The organism is Alicyclobacillus mali NBRC 102425 (assembly GCF_001570745.1).
GTDB classification, from domain to species: Bacteria; Bacillota; Bacilli; order Alicyclobacillales; family Alicyclobacillaceae; genus Alicyclobacillus; species Alicyclobacillus mali.
Genome location: NZ_BCSG01000030.1, coordinates 40272 through 55488 on the forward strand (window position 1 = coordinate 40272; position 15217 = coordinate 55488).

At 50.9% G+C, this 15217-nt stretch carries 13 protein-coding genes; 12 read left to right on the plus strand and 1 reads right to left on the minus strand.

Translation table 11 applies throughout. The features are described from left to right. Positions 1-332: 332 nt before the first annotated feature. Positions 333-1115 carry a DeoR/GlpR family DNA-binding transcription regulator gene (locus tag AMA01_RS10735; protein WP_067850802.1) on the minus strand — a complete coding sequence of 261 codons (783 nt, stop codon included), beginning with the start codon at positions 1113-1115 and terminating at the stop codon, positions 333-335. A gap of 367 nt (positions 1116-1482) precedes the next feature. Here AMA01_RS10735 and AMA01_RS10740 point away from each other — a divergent pair, with 367 nt between their 5' ends. From AMA01_RS10740 to AMA01_RS13635, 12 genes are all read left to right on the plus strand, one after another. Continuing rightward, the gene (locus AMA01_RS10740) at positions 1483-2988 is read left to right on the plus strand and encodes a CoA-acylating methylmalonate-semialdehyde dehydrogenase (RefSeq protein WP_067850804.1); all 1506 of its coding nucleotides are present in this window, start codon (positions 1483-1485) and stop codon (positions 2986-2988) included. Positions 2989-3006: 18 nt separating this feature from the next. After that, complete coding sequence (gene iolB, locus AMA01_RS10745; protein WP_067850839.1) at positions 3007-3834, plus strand: 5-deoxy-glucuronate isomerase; 828 nt, start codon at positions 3007-3009, stop codon at positions 3832-3834. A 17-nt stretch (positions 3835-3851) separates the two neighbouring features. After that, positions 3852-4841 carry a 5-dehydro-2-deoxygluconokinase gene (iolC, locus tag AMA01_RS10750; RefSeq protein WP_347401667.1) on the plus strand — a complete coding sequence of 330 codons (990 nt, stop codon included), beginning with the start codon at positions 3852-3854 and terminating at the stop codon, positions 4839-4841. Between the two features lie 10 nt (positions 4842-4851). Next, complete coding sequence (gene iolD, locus AMA01_RS10755; RefSeq protein ID WP_067850807.1) at positions 4852-6762, plus strand: 3D-(3,5/4)-trihydroxycyclohexane-1,2-dione acylhydrolase (decyclizing); 1911 nt, start codon at positions 4852-4854, stop codon at positions 6760-6762. Positions 6763-6779: 17 nt separating this feature from the next. Then, positions 6780-7682: a myo-inosose-2 dehydratase gene (iolE, locus tag AMA01_RS10760; RefSeq protein WP_269447899.1), complete on the plus strand. Its 903-nt coding sequence runs from the start codon at positions 6780-6782 to the stop codon at positions 7680-7682. Between the two features lie 35 nt (positions 7683-7717). Then, positions 7718-8758: a Gfo/Idh/MocA family protein gene (locus AMA01_RS10765; protein WP_067850812.1), complete on the plus strand. Its 1041-nt coding sequence runs from the start codon at positions 7718-7720 to the stop codon at positions 8756-8758. Between the two features lie 145 nt (positions 8759-8903). Beyond that, positions 8904-9773, plus strand: coding sequence for a class II fructose-bisphosphate aldolase (locus AMA01_RS10770; protein WP_067850814.1), 870 nt, complete (start codon positions 8904-8906; stop codon positions 9771-9773). A gap of 241 nt (positions 9774-10014) precedes the next feature. Next, positions 10015-11367, plus strand: coding sequence for an extracellular solute-binding protein (locus AMA01_RS10775; protein ID WP_067850816.1), 1353 nt, complete (start codon positions 10015-10017; stop codon positions 11365-11367). A 51-nt stretch (positions 11368-11418) separates the two neighbouring features. Next, positions 11419-12342, plus strand: a complete 924-nt coding sequence (locus AMA01_RS10780) for a carbohydrate ABC transporter permease (protein ID WP_067850818.1) — start codon at positions 11419-11421, stop codon at positions 12340-12342. After that, positions 12339-13160 (plus strand): carbohydrate ABC transporter permease, encoded by an 822-nt coding sequence (locus AMA01_RS10785; protein ID WP_067850820.1) that lies wholly within the window; start codon positions 12339-12341, stop codon positions 13158-13160. The genes AMA01_RS10780 and AMA01_RS10785 overlap by 4 nt, the downstream gene beginning before the upstream one ends. Before the next feature lie 158 nt (positions 13161-13318). Next, positions 13319-14182: a sugar phosphate isomerase/epimerase family protein gene (locus AMA01_RS10790; RefSeq protein WP_067850822.1), complete on the plus strand. Its 864-nt coding sequence runs from the start codon at positions 13319-13321 to the stop codon at positions 14180-14182. A 31-nt stretch (positions 14183-14213) separates the two neighbouring features. Next, a complete protein-coding gene (locus AMA01_RS13635; protein WP_082744142.1) occupies positions 14214-15143 on the plus strand; it encodes a sugar phosphate isomerase/epimerase family protein in 930 nt (309 codons plus the stop codon). Positions 15144-15217 lie beyond the last annotated feature (74 nt).

Genomic DNA, 15217 nt, shown 5'->3' on the forward strand with positions numbered 1-15217 from the left:
TATAAAATAATTCCATTAATTGGTGAAGATGCCCATGGGTTTTAAAATTTCATTCGCCGCGCGCAATGGGGTGATTTTCTCGTTCATGCATCGCTTGCGCTTCTGAATCTCAGAGAATGCTGCTACGTATGAACGCTCCGCTCACAAAGTATCCGACACGCGGTTCTCATAACCCCCTTTAATGTTGAGAAATTAACTTTGTCCATAATTATCCTGGGAGTAGAATGGCATATTCTGTAGATACATATCCAAGTAACGTTATGGTTTGGATACCAACTAAAAAAGCTCGAGAGCGGGCCGCCACGGCGAACGGGCGCCTGGGCTACATATCGTTATCGGTCGTGTGAGAGGACTGGTGAGGGATAGATAATTTGGATATGGTGTTCACTTGCGTAGCGAAGATATCCCTCATTGGGTTGCGAATCGGTAATTAAGTAATCAATATCTGAAAGTTTGCAGTATGTCATCAGTCCGAACTTGTCGAACTTATGGCGATCGACGAGCAGATAGGTGTACATGCTTCGTTCGACGGCCTCACGTTTAATATCGGTTTCCAAGGCCGACGCGTTAGTCACACCTGTGTCGAGACTGATTCCCGTCGACGCCATGAAGGCCTTGTTGATGTTGTATGTCGAGAGGACTCCCGTATCCTTCAGAGACACGAATGAATTGGTGCGCCGCTCCAAGATGCCGCCGACCGTTATAACAGTAAGGTTAGGATACGGCATGCATCGAACAATGAAATCAAGATTCCCCGTAATAATGGTAATTTCGCGATGTTTAAGGTGATCGAACATTTCGAGTGTTGTTGTGCCTGAGTCCACGAAAATAATATCTCCATCAGTTACAAACTGCGCTGCGAGTTCCCCAATGAGCTCCTTCTCTCGCTTGTTGCGAATTTGTCGGTCCGAAAAGGGCACGAGAGGGGATGGATCGTGGTTCATTGCGACGCCGCCATAAACCTTTTTGATTTCTCCGCTGTCGACCAGTTCCTGAATATCGCGGCGGATAGTATTCTTTGATACGGCAAACTTCTCCACTAACTCGTCAAGGGACACAACCTGGTGTTGGGCCACATACTCTTTAATCTGCTGTATCCGTTTCGACTTCATCATGTACTTCACGCACCTCAATATCGGGATGTCGTCAGTTCGGTCATGATAAACACTACTCGGATTATATCATATTGTTAGCTTGTTGTGATTAACATTTGGTCATCATCAGGTAAAAACTGACCTCGACGATTACACAGCGATGAGGAGTCAGATGTGGCCATCCCGTAGGGAACAGCGTGACAGCAAGAAACGACAGTCTGCAAGTAGATCATCAATATGTATTCATCATGTTATCAAAAGTGCTTGACGCATCTGTGTGTGTTGTGTACGCTATACCTATCTAAAGCATGTGAATGTCCGCAAAGTGATGTGTGTGCGGACGGTTGTGAAATTTGTATTAGTTAAAGTGTAACGAGTGAGACATGGTGTGCACTCGCATTCGCGGTCGCGCGGTGGCGGAAGGAGACGTGATGAGGTGGAGAGGCTAAAAAACTTCATTGCAGGGGAATGGGTGGAAAGCCGGACGTCCGTGTATGAACAGGTCGTGAATCCGGCGACCCGGCAAGTGATCGCAGAGGTTCCGCTTTCAACAAAGGAGGACGTGGCGGCGGCGGTTGCTGCAGCGGAGGAGGGCTTTAAGGAGTGGAGCCGAGTTCCCGTGCCCCGTCGGGCTCGCGTTCTGTTTCGCTATCACGACCTCTTAACGCGGCACCAAACGGAGCTCGCGCGCCTCATCACAACGGAGAACGGTAAAAATACGACCGAAGCGGTGGGGGAAGTTCAGCGCGCCATCGAAAACGTCGAGTTTGCCGCTGGCGCTCCGTCGCTTATGATGGGGGATTCGCTGTCCACCATCGCCACCGACATCGAGGCGGTCAACTACCGGTATCCGCTCGGTGTGGTTGCGGGAATTACTCCTTTTAATTTTCCGATGATGGTGCCTTGTTGGATGTTTCCGATGGCCATCGCGCTCGGCAACGCGTTCGTGCTCAAGCCTTCGGAGAAAACTCCGTTGTTGGCCAAGACTTTGGCAGAACTCCTCGTGGAGGCGGGCGTCCCGAAAGGCGTCTTGAACATCGTGTATGGCGCGCACGACGTGGTGAACGGATTGATTGAGCATCCCGCCGTCCGAGCCATCTCGTTCGTCGGTTCGAAGCCGGTTGGCGAGTACATCTACCGAAGGAGCGGAGAAAATCTGAAGCGCGTCCAAGCGCTGACGGGAGCGAAAAATCACATCTTGGTGCTCCGCGACGCCGACTTGGAAGAAGCGGCGCGAAATGTCATCGCCTCGGCATTTGGATCGGCTGGAGAGCGCTGCATGGCTTGTTCGGTCGTCGCTGTCGAAGAGGCGGTGGCCGACGAGTTTCTGGATATTCTTGTGGCTTGTGCCAAGGAAGTGGCCATGGGTAACGGACTGGACGACGGGGTCTTCCTCGGTCCCGTCATTCGTGAGGAAAATCTCCGCCGTACGGTGTCGTACATTGAGAAAGGCATCGCAGAAGGCGCGAAACTCCTGCTTGATGGGCGCGATCGCATGGATGAGCAAGGCTACTTTATAGGGCCTACCATTTTCGACAATGTGACGCCGGAGATGACCATCTGGAAGGACGAGATTTTCGCGCCTGTGCTCTCCGTGGTGCGCGTGGCGAACCTTAAGGAAGCAGTCGAGGTCGCAAATCGGTCCGAGTTTGCCAATGGGGCGTGCATTTTCACCAACAACGCCTCGGCGATCCGCTACTTCCGTGAGCACATCGACGCCGGCATGCTCGGGATCAACATCGGGGTACCGGCGCCCATGGCGTTTTTTCCATTCTCTGGATGGAAGTCGTCTTTCTACGGGACGCTTCACGCGAACGGCAAGGACAGCGTGGACTTCTTCACGCGCAAGAAGGTTGTCACCGCAAGGTACCCTGTGCCGGATTTCGCTGATTGACGCAAAGGATGATGCTGCATGCAATCAAATCTTCTGAAACGGCCGTTGAGTCATGCGGCGGGCGGATCCACCATCACGATGCTGCACGATATTTCGTGGGACACCACAGAGATGGCCTACACAGGTCTTCGCGTTGTCGATTTGAAAGAGGGTGTGGAGTACGAGGAACACCATCGTGATCGAGAGTCGTGTGTCGTGCTGCTGGCTGGACGTGCGGACGTGAAGGTGTCCGGTGTCGCCTACGAGAACCTCGGTCGGCGCAACAGCCCGTTTGACCGCGTACCGACGGACAGCGTGTACGTCCCTGCCGGACACCCCTTTCGCGTTCGTGCGCGTACTTCCCTGAGTATCGCGATCGCGTACGCGCCGACGACGGAGGGCGGCTATGCGCCGCGCTTGATTCGAGCCGAAGATAACCGCGTTGAACGGCGGGGGAAATATCAGAATCAGCGTCTAGTGCACAACATTCTGTCCGATCAAGATCAGCACGCGCACCGTTTGCTGGTGGTTGAAGTGTTCACGGAGGGTGGCCACTGGTCCAGCTACCCACCCCATAAGCACGATCGCGATGCCTTGCCGGACGAGTCATTTCTGGAAGAGATTTATTACCATGAAATCGACCCTCCACAGGGATTCGTGTTGCAACGCGTCTATACTGATCAACGGGATATCGATGAGACCTTCGTGGTTCATCACAGGGACGTCGTGCTGGTTCCCCGTGGGTACCATCCGGTCGGGGTTCCAGACGGCTATGCTTCCTACTATCTCAACGTTATGGCTGGGCCTGTGCGAATCTGGAAATTCTACAACGACCCCGCTCATGAATGGATTCTGAAACGCGCGTGAAGAAGGGGGCGCTCGACGTGAGTATCGCGTTTCCCGCCGACAGGTCTTTCGACGTAATCGCCCTAGGAAGAGCGTGCATTGACCTGAATGCGGTCGACTACAACCGACCGCTGGAAGAAACGCGCACGTTCGCGAAGTACGTTGGGGGGAGTCCGGCCAACATTGCGATCGGTACCGCGCGATTGGGCCTGCGCGTTGGGTTTATCGGCAAGGTTTCCAATGACGGCATGGGGAAATTTGTGGTCTCATACTTGAACCAAGTGGGCGTGGACACATCGCACCTCGTTTTTGATCAAGAGGGACACAAGATCGGGCTGGCGTTCACGGAAATCAAGAGCCCCACGGAGTGCAGCATTCTGTTATACCGCGACGAAGTCGCCGATTTGTATATCAAGCCTGAAGAAATGGATGAGAACTATATAGCATCTTCGAAGGTGCTGCTGATCTCCGGGACAGCTTTAGCAAAGAGTCCGTCACGTGAGGCGGCATTTCGCGCAGTCGAACTAGCGCGGAGGAACCAGGTGGCCGTGGTGTTTGAACTCGATTACCGTGCGTATTCCTGGCGCTCCCCCTATGAGACGGAGGTTTATTACAGATTGCTGGCGAGATTGTCGGACATCGTAATCGGCACTCGCGAGGAATTTGACATTCTCGAGGGGCGTCCGGGCTCGGACGAGGCGACGGTGAAAGCGCTATTCGAATTTCTTCCGAAGCTCGTAGTCGTCAAGCGCGGGGTACAAGGCTCCGCTGCGTACCACCGCGATGGACGAGTGTATAGCGCGCCGGCGTTCCATACCCAGGTTCTGAAGACATTTGGCGCAGGCGATGCCTACGCGTCGGGGCTGTTGTACGCGCTGCTTCAAGGCGAGGATGTTGAAACTGCTCTCACCATGGGGAGTGCGGCCGCAGCCCTCGTGGTGAGTCGGCACAGCTCGTCCGAAGCCATGCCGACGAAGGACGAGATCGACCACTTTCTGCAGGAATACTCCGAGCGATCAAGAGGTTAGGTGAACAGGAATGAAGACGGTTCGATTGACGACGGCGCAAGCCTTGGTTCGATTTCTCAATCAACAGTATCTGTGGACGGACGGCGAAGAGATTCCGTTTGTCACGGGTGTGTTCCACATCTTTGGGCACGGAAATGTGCTTGGTATTGGCCAGGCCCTGCAAGAAAACCCGGGGCGACTTCAGGTGATTCAAGGGAAAAACGAACAAGGCATGGCACACGCCGCTGTCGCATTTGCCCGCCAGTCGTTGCGGAGAAAAATTTGGGCGGTCACGACGTCAGTCGGTCCTGGCTCGGCAAACTTGGTGACGGCCGCAGCCACTGCGATGGCGAACAACATTCCGGTACTCTTGTTGCCGTCGGACACATTTGCCTCGCGCCAACCAGACCCGGTTTTGCAGCAAATCGAGCAGGAGTACAGTGTAGCCATCACCACGAACGACAGCCTGCGCCCTGTCTCGCGTTACTGGGATCGTATCACACGTCCTCAGCAACTGATGTCCAGCCTAATTCGCGCATTTGAGGTGCTGACGAATCCAGCGCTTGCAGGACCAGTGACTTTATGTATTTGTCAGGATGTTCAAGGTGAGGCTTTCGACTTCGATGAGCGGTTCTTCAACAAACGCGTGCACTATCTGGAACGCCGAACGCCTACAGAACGCGAACTGAACCAGGCCATATCGCTGATTCGGAAAAGTCGGCGCCCTCTGATTATCGTCGGGGGCGGTGCCAAATATTCCGGAGCTGCCGAGGTATTAATGGAATTATCGCGCAAACACCAAATTCCGTTGGCCGAGACGCAGGCCGGTAAGTCCACGGTGCCTAGTTCCTTCGAAAACAATCTTGGCGGCATTGGCGTTACCGGGACTCGTGCGGCGAACGAGATCGCGGCTCAGGCCGACTTAATCATCGGCGTGGGTACTCGCTACACGGACTTCACTACATCCTCGAAGACGGCGTTTGCCTGGCCACAAGCGGCATTTCTCAATATTAACGTGAACCGTATGCAGACTTACAAGATGGACGGTGCACAGGTCGTGGCCGATGCCAAAGCGGCGTTGAAGGCGATTGCAGATCAATTGGGCGATTATCGGAGCAACTACGGAGACCAAATCGCGCGTATTCGTGATAAGTGGTGGGCAGAGCGCGAGCGCTTGGAAAAGGTTCGATTTAAGCGCGAAGGCTTCACGCCGGAGATTGAAGGACAGTTTAGTCAGAAAGAGATGAATGAGTATGCTGACGCATTAGGCACGGAACTCACACAAACCGCAGCTCTGCTCGCCTTGAACCGTGCTGTTCCAGTCAATAGTGTGATCGTTGGTGCAGCTGGATCGCTTCCTGGGGACCTGCAGCGCCTTTGGCATACGGATGCAGCTAACGGCTATCACGTCGAGTACGGATATTCCTGCATGGGATATGAAATCGCAGGGGCGCTCGGAGCTAAGCTGGCGGAACCGGATCGTGAAGTGTATTCGCTAGTTGGTGACGGTTCATTCCTCATGTTGCACTCGGAACTGGTCACGGCCTTGCAGCATGGATACAAAATCAACGTGGTAGTGTTTGATAATTCGGGTTTTGGTTGTATCAGCAACTTGCAAATGGAACACGGGATGCCAAGTTACGGCTGCGAGTTCCGCGATCGCGACGGTCGTGTGATGAACATCGATTATGTGAAAGTTGCGGAGGGCTATGGGGCCAAGGCGTACCGCGTGCGAACGCTGGAGGAATTGGAACAGGCTATACATGAAGCAGTTGAGGATGACGTTTCAACACTCATCGAAATTAAGGTGCTGCCCAAGACGATGACGAAAGGGTATCTAAACTGGTGGAATGTAGGGGTTCCTGAAGCGGCTGCAAATCCGAAAGTGGTCTTAGCCACCGCGAAGCACAAGGAGATGGCCAAGGAAGCCAAGATGTACTAATGGCTGGAGGGCTAGCTGTGAGCGTTGAAGGGATTCGATGGGGCATTTCCCCCATCGGCTGGCGAAATGACGACATGCCAGAGTTGGGCGCGGAACACTCGCTGGGACACGTACTGAGTGACATGGCAGTGGCGGGTTTTGAGGGCACGGAGGTCGGGGGGTTCTTTCCCGAACCGGAAGTTTTGAGGCGAGAGCTCGAACTGAGAGGGCTTGATGTCGCCGGGCAGTGGTTCAGTTCTTACTTGCTCCAAGACGGTTTCGAGCGCGTGGACGCGGCGTTTCGGCGGCACTGTGCGCGGTTGGCGGCGCTCCGGGCGGATGTTGCGGTGGTATCAGAACAGACTCACAGTGTGCAGGGACTGAAACTTGGTGTATTCGACCACAAGCCGAAGTTTACGGCGGATGAATGGGATACGTTGGTCAATGGTCTCAATCGGTTGGGCGCGACCGCAAAAGAATACGGACTTATGCTTGTGTACCATCCTCACCTCGGAACAGGAATTCAGACTCGCGACGAGATTGACACGCTGATGAGGCGCACGGACCCCGAGACTGTGCATCTGCTGTACGACACGGGCCATCTGTTTGCTTCCGATGAGGATGTTCTGACTGTGCTCGCGCTCCACGGTGCTCGCATTCGCCACGTGCACTTTAAAGACGTTCGGCGTGACGTACTGGCGGCGTGCCGTAAGAAGCACCATCCGTTTCTGAAGTGCGTCTTGGACGGCATCTTTACGGTCCCCGGTGACGGATGTATCGACTTCGTACAGGTGTTTAGGAAGCTGCATGACTTCGGCTACCAAGGATGGATTGTAATTGAAGCGGAGCAGGATCCGGCACGAGCCCACCCCCTGGAGTATGCCCTCAGAGCCAAGCGGTATGTTGACGAGTTGGTTAAAGGCTTGTGCGATCGCAGCTAAGAACTGAGCAAACGCGCGACAAGGAGATGGGAACAGTGACGGTAAGGTTTGGCGTGATCGGAACGGGCGCGATCGGACAAGAGCACATTCGACGTGTGGAGAAGCGCTTGTCGGGCGGTAAAGTGGTGGCCGTTACGGATATTTCGTTGGATGCGGCTCGGCATTGCATTGAAGCTCTCGAGCTAGATGCACAGTTGTGCGACTCGGAGGACGAAATTTTACAAGATTCATCAGTTGATGCCGTCATCGTCACGAGTTGGGGGCCAGCCCACGAAGGCAGTGTGCTAAAGGCCATCGCCGCAGGGAAATACGTGTTTGTCGAGAAGCCACTGGCGACGACGGTCGACGGTTGCCTGCGGATTGTCGAAGCGGAAGCACGTATGGGAAAGCGCCTGGTGCAGGTGGGCTTCATGCGCCGGTACGACGCGAGCTATGTGACATTGAAACGGGAGATCGAGAGCGGTCGTTACGGGGCGCCGCTGATGGTGCGGTGTGTACATCGGAACGCGTGTGTAGATCACCGTTACACGACCGACATGGCCGTTCTTGACACGTTGATTCACGAGTTGGATGTCACTCGATGGCTACTAGGCGACGACTACACCTGCGTGCAGGTGTTGTATCCGAAAACCACGAGACATGCGCCCTCAGGTCTCCAGGATCCGCAAATTTTCAACCTTGTCACACAGTCGGGCGTAGTGATTACGGCGGAAGTGTTCGTGAATTGCCAGTACGGCTACGACATTCAATGCGAGGTCGTGTGTGAGGACGGGGTGGTATCGCTTGCTTCTCCTCAAGCCGTGGACATACGTCATGCCGGATTGCATGCACAGCCGGTCATGCAGGACTGGAGGTTCCGCTTTTCGGACGCTTATGACGCTGAGTTGCAGGACTTCATAGATCATGTTGCACGGGGAGCGGAGCCCTCAGGGCCTAGCTCGTTTGACGGATATGTCGCAACAATGGTAGGGCAAGCTTGTGTTTCTGCACAGGGGAGGGATGAGTGGGTGACAATTTCAGTCCAAAAGGATCTAACTATAGGTTTTATTAGAAATAATGGTAATCAACGAGAGTAACAGGCTTTGCGCAGACACGCGAGAATCAGAGGGCTAGTCCACTGTGTTGTGCATTAACCTTCATCTCATGTTGCTGGCTATGTAGATTATATGGTTTATGGGATTTTTATGTATTCATTCGATGCGAAGTGAGGTGTGTTCTGATATGGGTCTCATCTCAATGAATCCCCTCTTGAGAGAGGCAAAGAATGGGAATTATGCTATAGGACAATTTAATATAAATGGATTCGAGTGGTTGGAAGGGGTGCTTACAGCGGCTGAAGAAGAGCGTGCACCGGTCATTCTAGGCGTGTCCGATAGGCTAGTAGATTACCTCGGTGGATTTCGGGCGATTTATCAGACAACCGTAGCATACATGAATCGCTTTAAAGTCACTATACCGTGTGTGCTCCATTTGGACCATGCTCACACGTTTGAGCGCTGTGCTGAGGCTGTCGACGCGGGATTTACATCGGTCATGATTGACGGGTCTCATTTGCCTTTTGAGGAAAATGTAAAAGTGACAAGTCGCGTCGTCGAATACGCGCACGCTCATAAGGTTTCGGTTGAAGGTGAGGTCGGACGAGTGGGAGGGATGGAAGACGGTGAAGCTTCAGAGATGCGCAACGCAGACCCAGACGAGTGCGTCGAGTTTGTCAGTAGGACGGGTGTAGATGCTTTGGCGGCGGCTTTGGGTTCAGTTCACGGATTTTATGAAAATCCCAACATTGACTTCGCGGTGTTACGGAGCATCGCAAGACGGGTACCTACGCCCTTGGTTCTGCATGGGGGCTCGGGAATATCAGGCGACTCCTTGGCTGAGGCTATACAATCTGGTTATACAAAAGTCAATGTGAATACTGACTGTCTCATTGCTTGGCGTGATGCAGTGAAGGGCTTTATCGACGGTCACCCCGAGATTTATGAACCATACACAATTCTTCATCAAGGGAGTCGAGCAATTTACCAAGTCGTTCGCCTGAAGATTCAGGAATTTGGCTCAGGTCGAAAGTCAGAGCATTTCTTGTTCCAGTAGGATGGCTAACTTCGGTGTAAGTATCATCATAGTTATATCATCTTGTGATCATATAAATATTATTTATTGATAAACTTATCGTGAGTTTAGTTGATCTTCGGGCTTGTCATTCTATATAATTAATCAACAATGATTTTTGAGGGGGTGTAAGCGAATTCGCTCATAATTGAAGAATTGAAATATGTGTTTATTGGTTGATTGTATCTGTCAAGTAATAGTGTTTATTGGAGAGTGGGGGTACATGATGACAAGCGAAACCAAAGGCGCGAAAAAGATGTGGATTATGTTACTTGGATTCTCCCTTATTACACTTTCCGTCACGGGGTGTGGCACCGCGAATCCTTCTCAAGCATCGGATCCGCAAGAGAATGCGTCCGTGTCAAAAACAACACTTAATATCGCCATTTTTAGCGGTCCTGAGGCGGATGATATAGCAAAATTAGCCCCTGAATTTGAGAAACAGACGGGCATACACATTAATTTCGTGAAGTTGTCCTATGACGACTTGTTCTCCAAAGAGCTTGTTTCAGCATCCTCTCGGGTTGGGACGTACGATCTGTTCTTTATGGATGATCCTTGGATGCCCACATTTGCTGGGGGGGGATATTTGTATCCGCTTTCTACGTTCCACTATACGCCGACGGGCTTCATGAAAGGAGCTGTGCAGGTAGACCTTTGGCCCCCGTCTCCTCCATACAATGCGCCGGTTGGAACGACGGGACCGCAGAGGTACTATGGTGTGCCTGTGACAGGGAACGTTCTTACGCTCTTCTACAACACCAAAATGTTGAAAGATGCGGGCATTCACGCGAATCCGGGTCAGTTGACCTGGGCAGACATAAACAAGTTAGCCCAAGCGTCTTATCATCCGACTGAGGGACAATACGGTTTTGTTCTCCGTGGTGATGGCGGGAACGACTCTGTTGCCGACTTCAGTCCTATATTGTGGGCATTTGGTGGGGATTATTTCAACAAGAATTGGACTTCAGCGTTGAGCACACCTCAAGCGCTAGCGGCATTGAAAGAATGGTTGTTGCTTTATCATCAAGGTCCATCTGGTCAAACCTCGTTTGGCGCAAACCAGGTTGGTGCATACATGCAGCAAGGGAAGACAGCGGCCGCGTTGGTTTGGCCCAGCGGGTGGGCTCCGGAGATGCCGTCGGATGTGAAAGTGACTCTTGTTCCTGGAAATTATGTAGGAGGACACGTTAGACAGGCTCCGGAAGTGGGAGTTTGGTCACTCGGTATACCCAAAAATGCACCTCATCCGCAGCAAGCATTCGAGTTTCTCAAGTGGATTAGCGCTGAACAACAGCAGATGCAGTATGCAAAGGATGGACTGGACGTACCGACTTTAGAGTCTGTGATTACGAATCCGGCGTTGGATGCCAAGTGGCCTTACTATACCGTGGTCGAACGCTCTTTCAAAATCGGCCATATGAGGCCACGTACTCCGGCTTGGCCGGAGGTGGAGACTGTTTTAGGAACGGAAATCGTGCAGGCTGAGGAAGGGAAAGTAACACCGCAACAGGCGTTGAGCTCTGCTGCACAACAAATCAACCAGTATATGAAAGAGCATCATTTGAGTCAGTAATGCGGAAGACGACTGGGCACCGCGAGGTGCCCTTCCTGAGGAGGTGTGAGTGTGGCTGTGAAGGATGAGGTCAAGCCTAGAGTAACTTTTGCAATCCGTCCACGACCTCGTGTCCGCAGGAAAGAGATGTTCAAATATGTTTTGTTGATCCCGATGTTCGTCCTTTTGCTTTTGCTTTTCGTCTATCCGATTGTCTATGCGCTACACAGCACGTTCGAAGGTTACATGTATGGGCGTGCGACAGGGTACGTAGGCATAGAGAACTGGAGTGACGTGTTTCATGATGTATCGTTCTGGGCTTCGCTCGGGAGGACGCTTATCTACTCAGTAATCGCTATTCCTATCGAGCTTGTATTAAGCGTGGGGTTAGCTCTCGTTTATTCGCAAATTACCGGGATCATCGGAGGGATGCTGCGCACAGTAGCGATCTTGCCCTTTATTGTGATGCCTCTTGTTACAGGTATAATATGGAAGTTGATCTTTTTGCCCAACTTTGGGGTCGCGGACGCCATGGAGGTGGCGATGGGGTTAAAGCCTGTAGATTGGTTGGGAACCAATAAAGGAGCTGTGGCTGCGGTTATCATCATGGATTTTTGGATGTGGATACCCTTTCTGTTTCTGATCATCTTGGCGGGTCTTCAGGCCCTCCCGGAAGAACCGTTCGAGGCGGCGCTGGTCGACGGCGCGAACGCATGGCAACGCTTCGTCAAAATCACATTGCCATTGTTGCGGCAAACACTGATGGTAGCCGTCATTTTGCGAGTGATTGATGCGTTTCGCATCTTTGATCAGGTTTACTCCATGACCGGTGGCGGTCCCGGTGTTGCCACCCAGTTTTTAAGTCTTCACGTCGCCGATGTTGCATTTAATCAGACGGATTTCGGCCACGCATCCGTGCAGCTGTTCATTATCTTTGTCATAATGCTATTTTTGGTGTCGATTTTCTATGTCTTGTCGGAGAGGGATGCAAAATGATTTTATTCCAGAAATGTATTAAATGGGGGGTCGTCATCCTTTTTAGTGTTTGGACCCTGTTTCCTCTCTACTGGTTGTTGATTACATCATTAAAGACTAATGCAGAAGTACTTACGGATCCGCCTACATTCGTGCCGCTACATCCGACGTTCGCAAGCTATCACTATGTGGTTGATAACTTTGGCGTGTATTTTGTGAATAGCTCAGCCGTGTCGGTCGGGTCTACGCTTTTGTCTCTGTTAATAGGCGTTCCAGCCGCTTATTCCTTGGCGCGGTTTCGGTTTGCCGGCGGTTTTCGGACGGTTGTTTCATTTATCGTACTTTCTATACGCATGATGCTTCCAATTGTCTTCATTGTCCCTTTGTTTCAAATCTATCAGAACACTGGACTCTACAATACCAAACTGGGCTTGATATTTGCCTATAGCTTGGTCGACATGCCGTTCGTGGTTTGGATGATGCGTTCGTATTTATCGGAGATTCCTGAATCTCTAGACGAGGCGGCGATGGTCGACGGATGCGGACGTATTCGGACCATGTTGAGGGTGGTGCTCCCGCTTGCGGCACCGGGACTGGCAACGACGGCGGTTATGACAATGATTTTTACATGGAACGATTTGGTGTTTGGTTTGTTTCTGACGGCCAATTCCTCCGCCGAGACGTTGCCGGTAAGTATTATCGGATTTCTTTCTCAATATCAAACCTACTGGTCGCAAATGGCCGCTTCCGGCATTCTAGCCATCCTGCCGATGGTCATATTCTTGCTGTTCGTTCAGAAATACTTGGTCCGAGGGCTTACCGCTGGAGCAGTGAAATAGAGGCTGAGGTAGATCACAGATATGGTATGGAAGATTTCAGATCTCACATGTGTGCGATACTCAATTACACAATGTGTGTAAACCGATCGGAGTGCTAAAATCGGCGGGAAGGACTTGATGTGAGACGGGCGTCATCTCGCGTAGGAGGAGGTAGATTTATGAAAATTGCACTAGATCCAACTATGTACACGGATTTGTCACTTCGTGAGTTGGTGGAAAAAGCAGCGAAACTCGGTTATGAGTACATTGAGTTGTCACCTCGGGAGGACTTTTGCCCATTTTACAAATATCCGAGAGCTGATCGAGATCGAATTCAAAAATTAAAGCGCTACTTGCGTGACGCCGGTGTGAAAATTTCCTCGCTGTTGCCCCTCTATCACTGGGCAGGCCCAGAGGAAGAGCGGAGACAGGCAGCGGTTCGCAATTGGAAGCGAGCAATCGAAATTGCCGTCGAACTCGAGGTTGATCTTGTGAATAGCGAGTTTAGCGGCACAAAGTACAATCCAGTGGTGTGCGAAGAAAAATTTATTAAGTCGATGGATGAGCTGATTCCGATCTTTGAGCGTGAAGGCATACACCTCAATTTGCAGGCTCACCCGTACGACTTTATCGAGACGAACAAAGAGGCTGTTGATATGATACGTGCGCTCGATAAGCCATGGATCAACCTAGTGTACTCGACGGCACACACGTTTTATTACGACGATGGCACAGGTGACATTGAAGCCATGTTCGATTACGCGGGCGACTTGCTTCAGCATGTTCTTTTCGCTGATACATTCAATCACAAAGCGGCTGGCGGGCTTCGCTACATAGTCAATCCGCCAGGGGCACAAGTGACCGTTCATCAGCATCTGAACATTGGCGAAGGTGAGGTGGACTTTCTGACTATCTTTAAAAAACTAAAACAAATGAATTTTGATGGCATTGCTACCAATTCTGTATTCGCATGGGCGGATAGACGAGATGAATCAAGTAAGGACATGTTAAGAAAAATAAAGGAAGGGTTTTCTCTCGAATAATACACTTGCTTAATTTCCGGGGGTGGAGCAGATGGAGAACATACTACTAGCTACGGCTCCGTGCACATTTGGTGTCGATAGGCCATCGGGATCTGAGCTCATTAATTGGATTGATTTTTTAGATCGAGTATCAGAGTTGAAAATAGGCGGCGTGGAGCTTGGGCCTATGGGATACATTCCTATAAGTAATGCCGAATGGGTCCTTGACGAGTTTTCAATGCGCGGAATTCATATTGTTGCAGGCACCGTCTTTGATGATTTAGTATCTCGTGCTCGTGTTAATGAGTTAAAAGAGGATATTGCACAGTTGTGTAAGTTCCTTTCCCGAGCGAAATGTAATTTAAAGACTATAAAAGGTCCATATTTAATCATCATAGATTGGGGACACAAGGAAAGAAGATCTACAATTGGGAATTATCGTTTAGCTCCTCGGCTTGACAGAGATTCATTAAGACAGTTAGTGGAGCATATTTGCTTAATCGCTAAGTTGGCAGAAGACGCCGGTGTTATACCTTTGATTCATCCACACGTAGGAGGGTATATTGAGTTCCATGATGAGATACAAGAAGTTGTGGAGTATATATCTAAAACTAACATCAAGCTTTGTTTAGATACAGGTCACACTTTCTACGCAGGGATGAACCCTGTGAATGTTATCTCGAATTACTCAGAGTTAGTCGAATATATCCATATAAAGGATTTTAATTTGGGTGTTTATCTTTCCTCTATACGCAAGAATCATGAGTTCTTTGAAGCATGTGCGAACGGACTGACTTGTGCAATTGGACAGGGATGTCTAGATTACCCTAGCATAATCAAAACTCTCCTAGAGATTAATTATAGTGGTTATTTAACGATTGAGATTGAAAAATCACCTGCACATTGGCGTCAGGCTACATTCCAGTTAACGAGCAGCGGAGATTATCTTAATCAGCTACTGAATTACAACTCGCGGATATGATCCAAATTAGAAAAGTGCAACATGGGGTACTGTGTAGGCTGCGTTTGTTTATTGATTGTCGCTTAAATATTTGA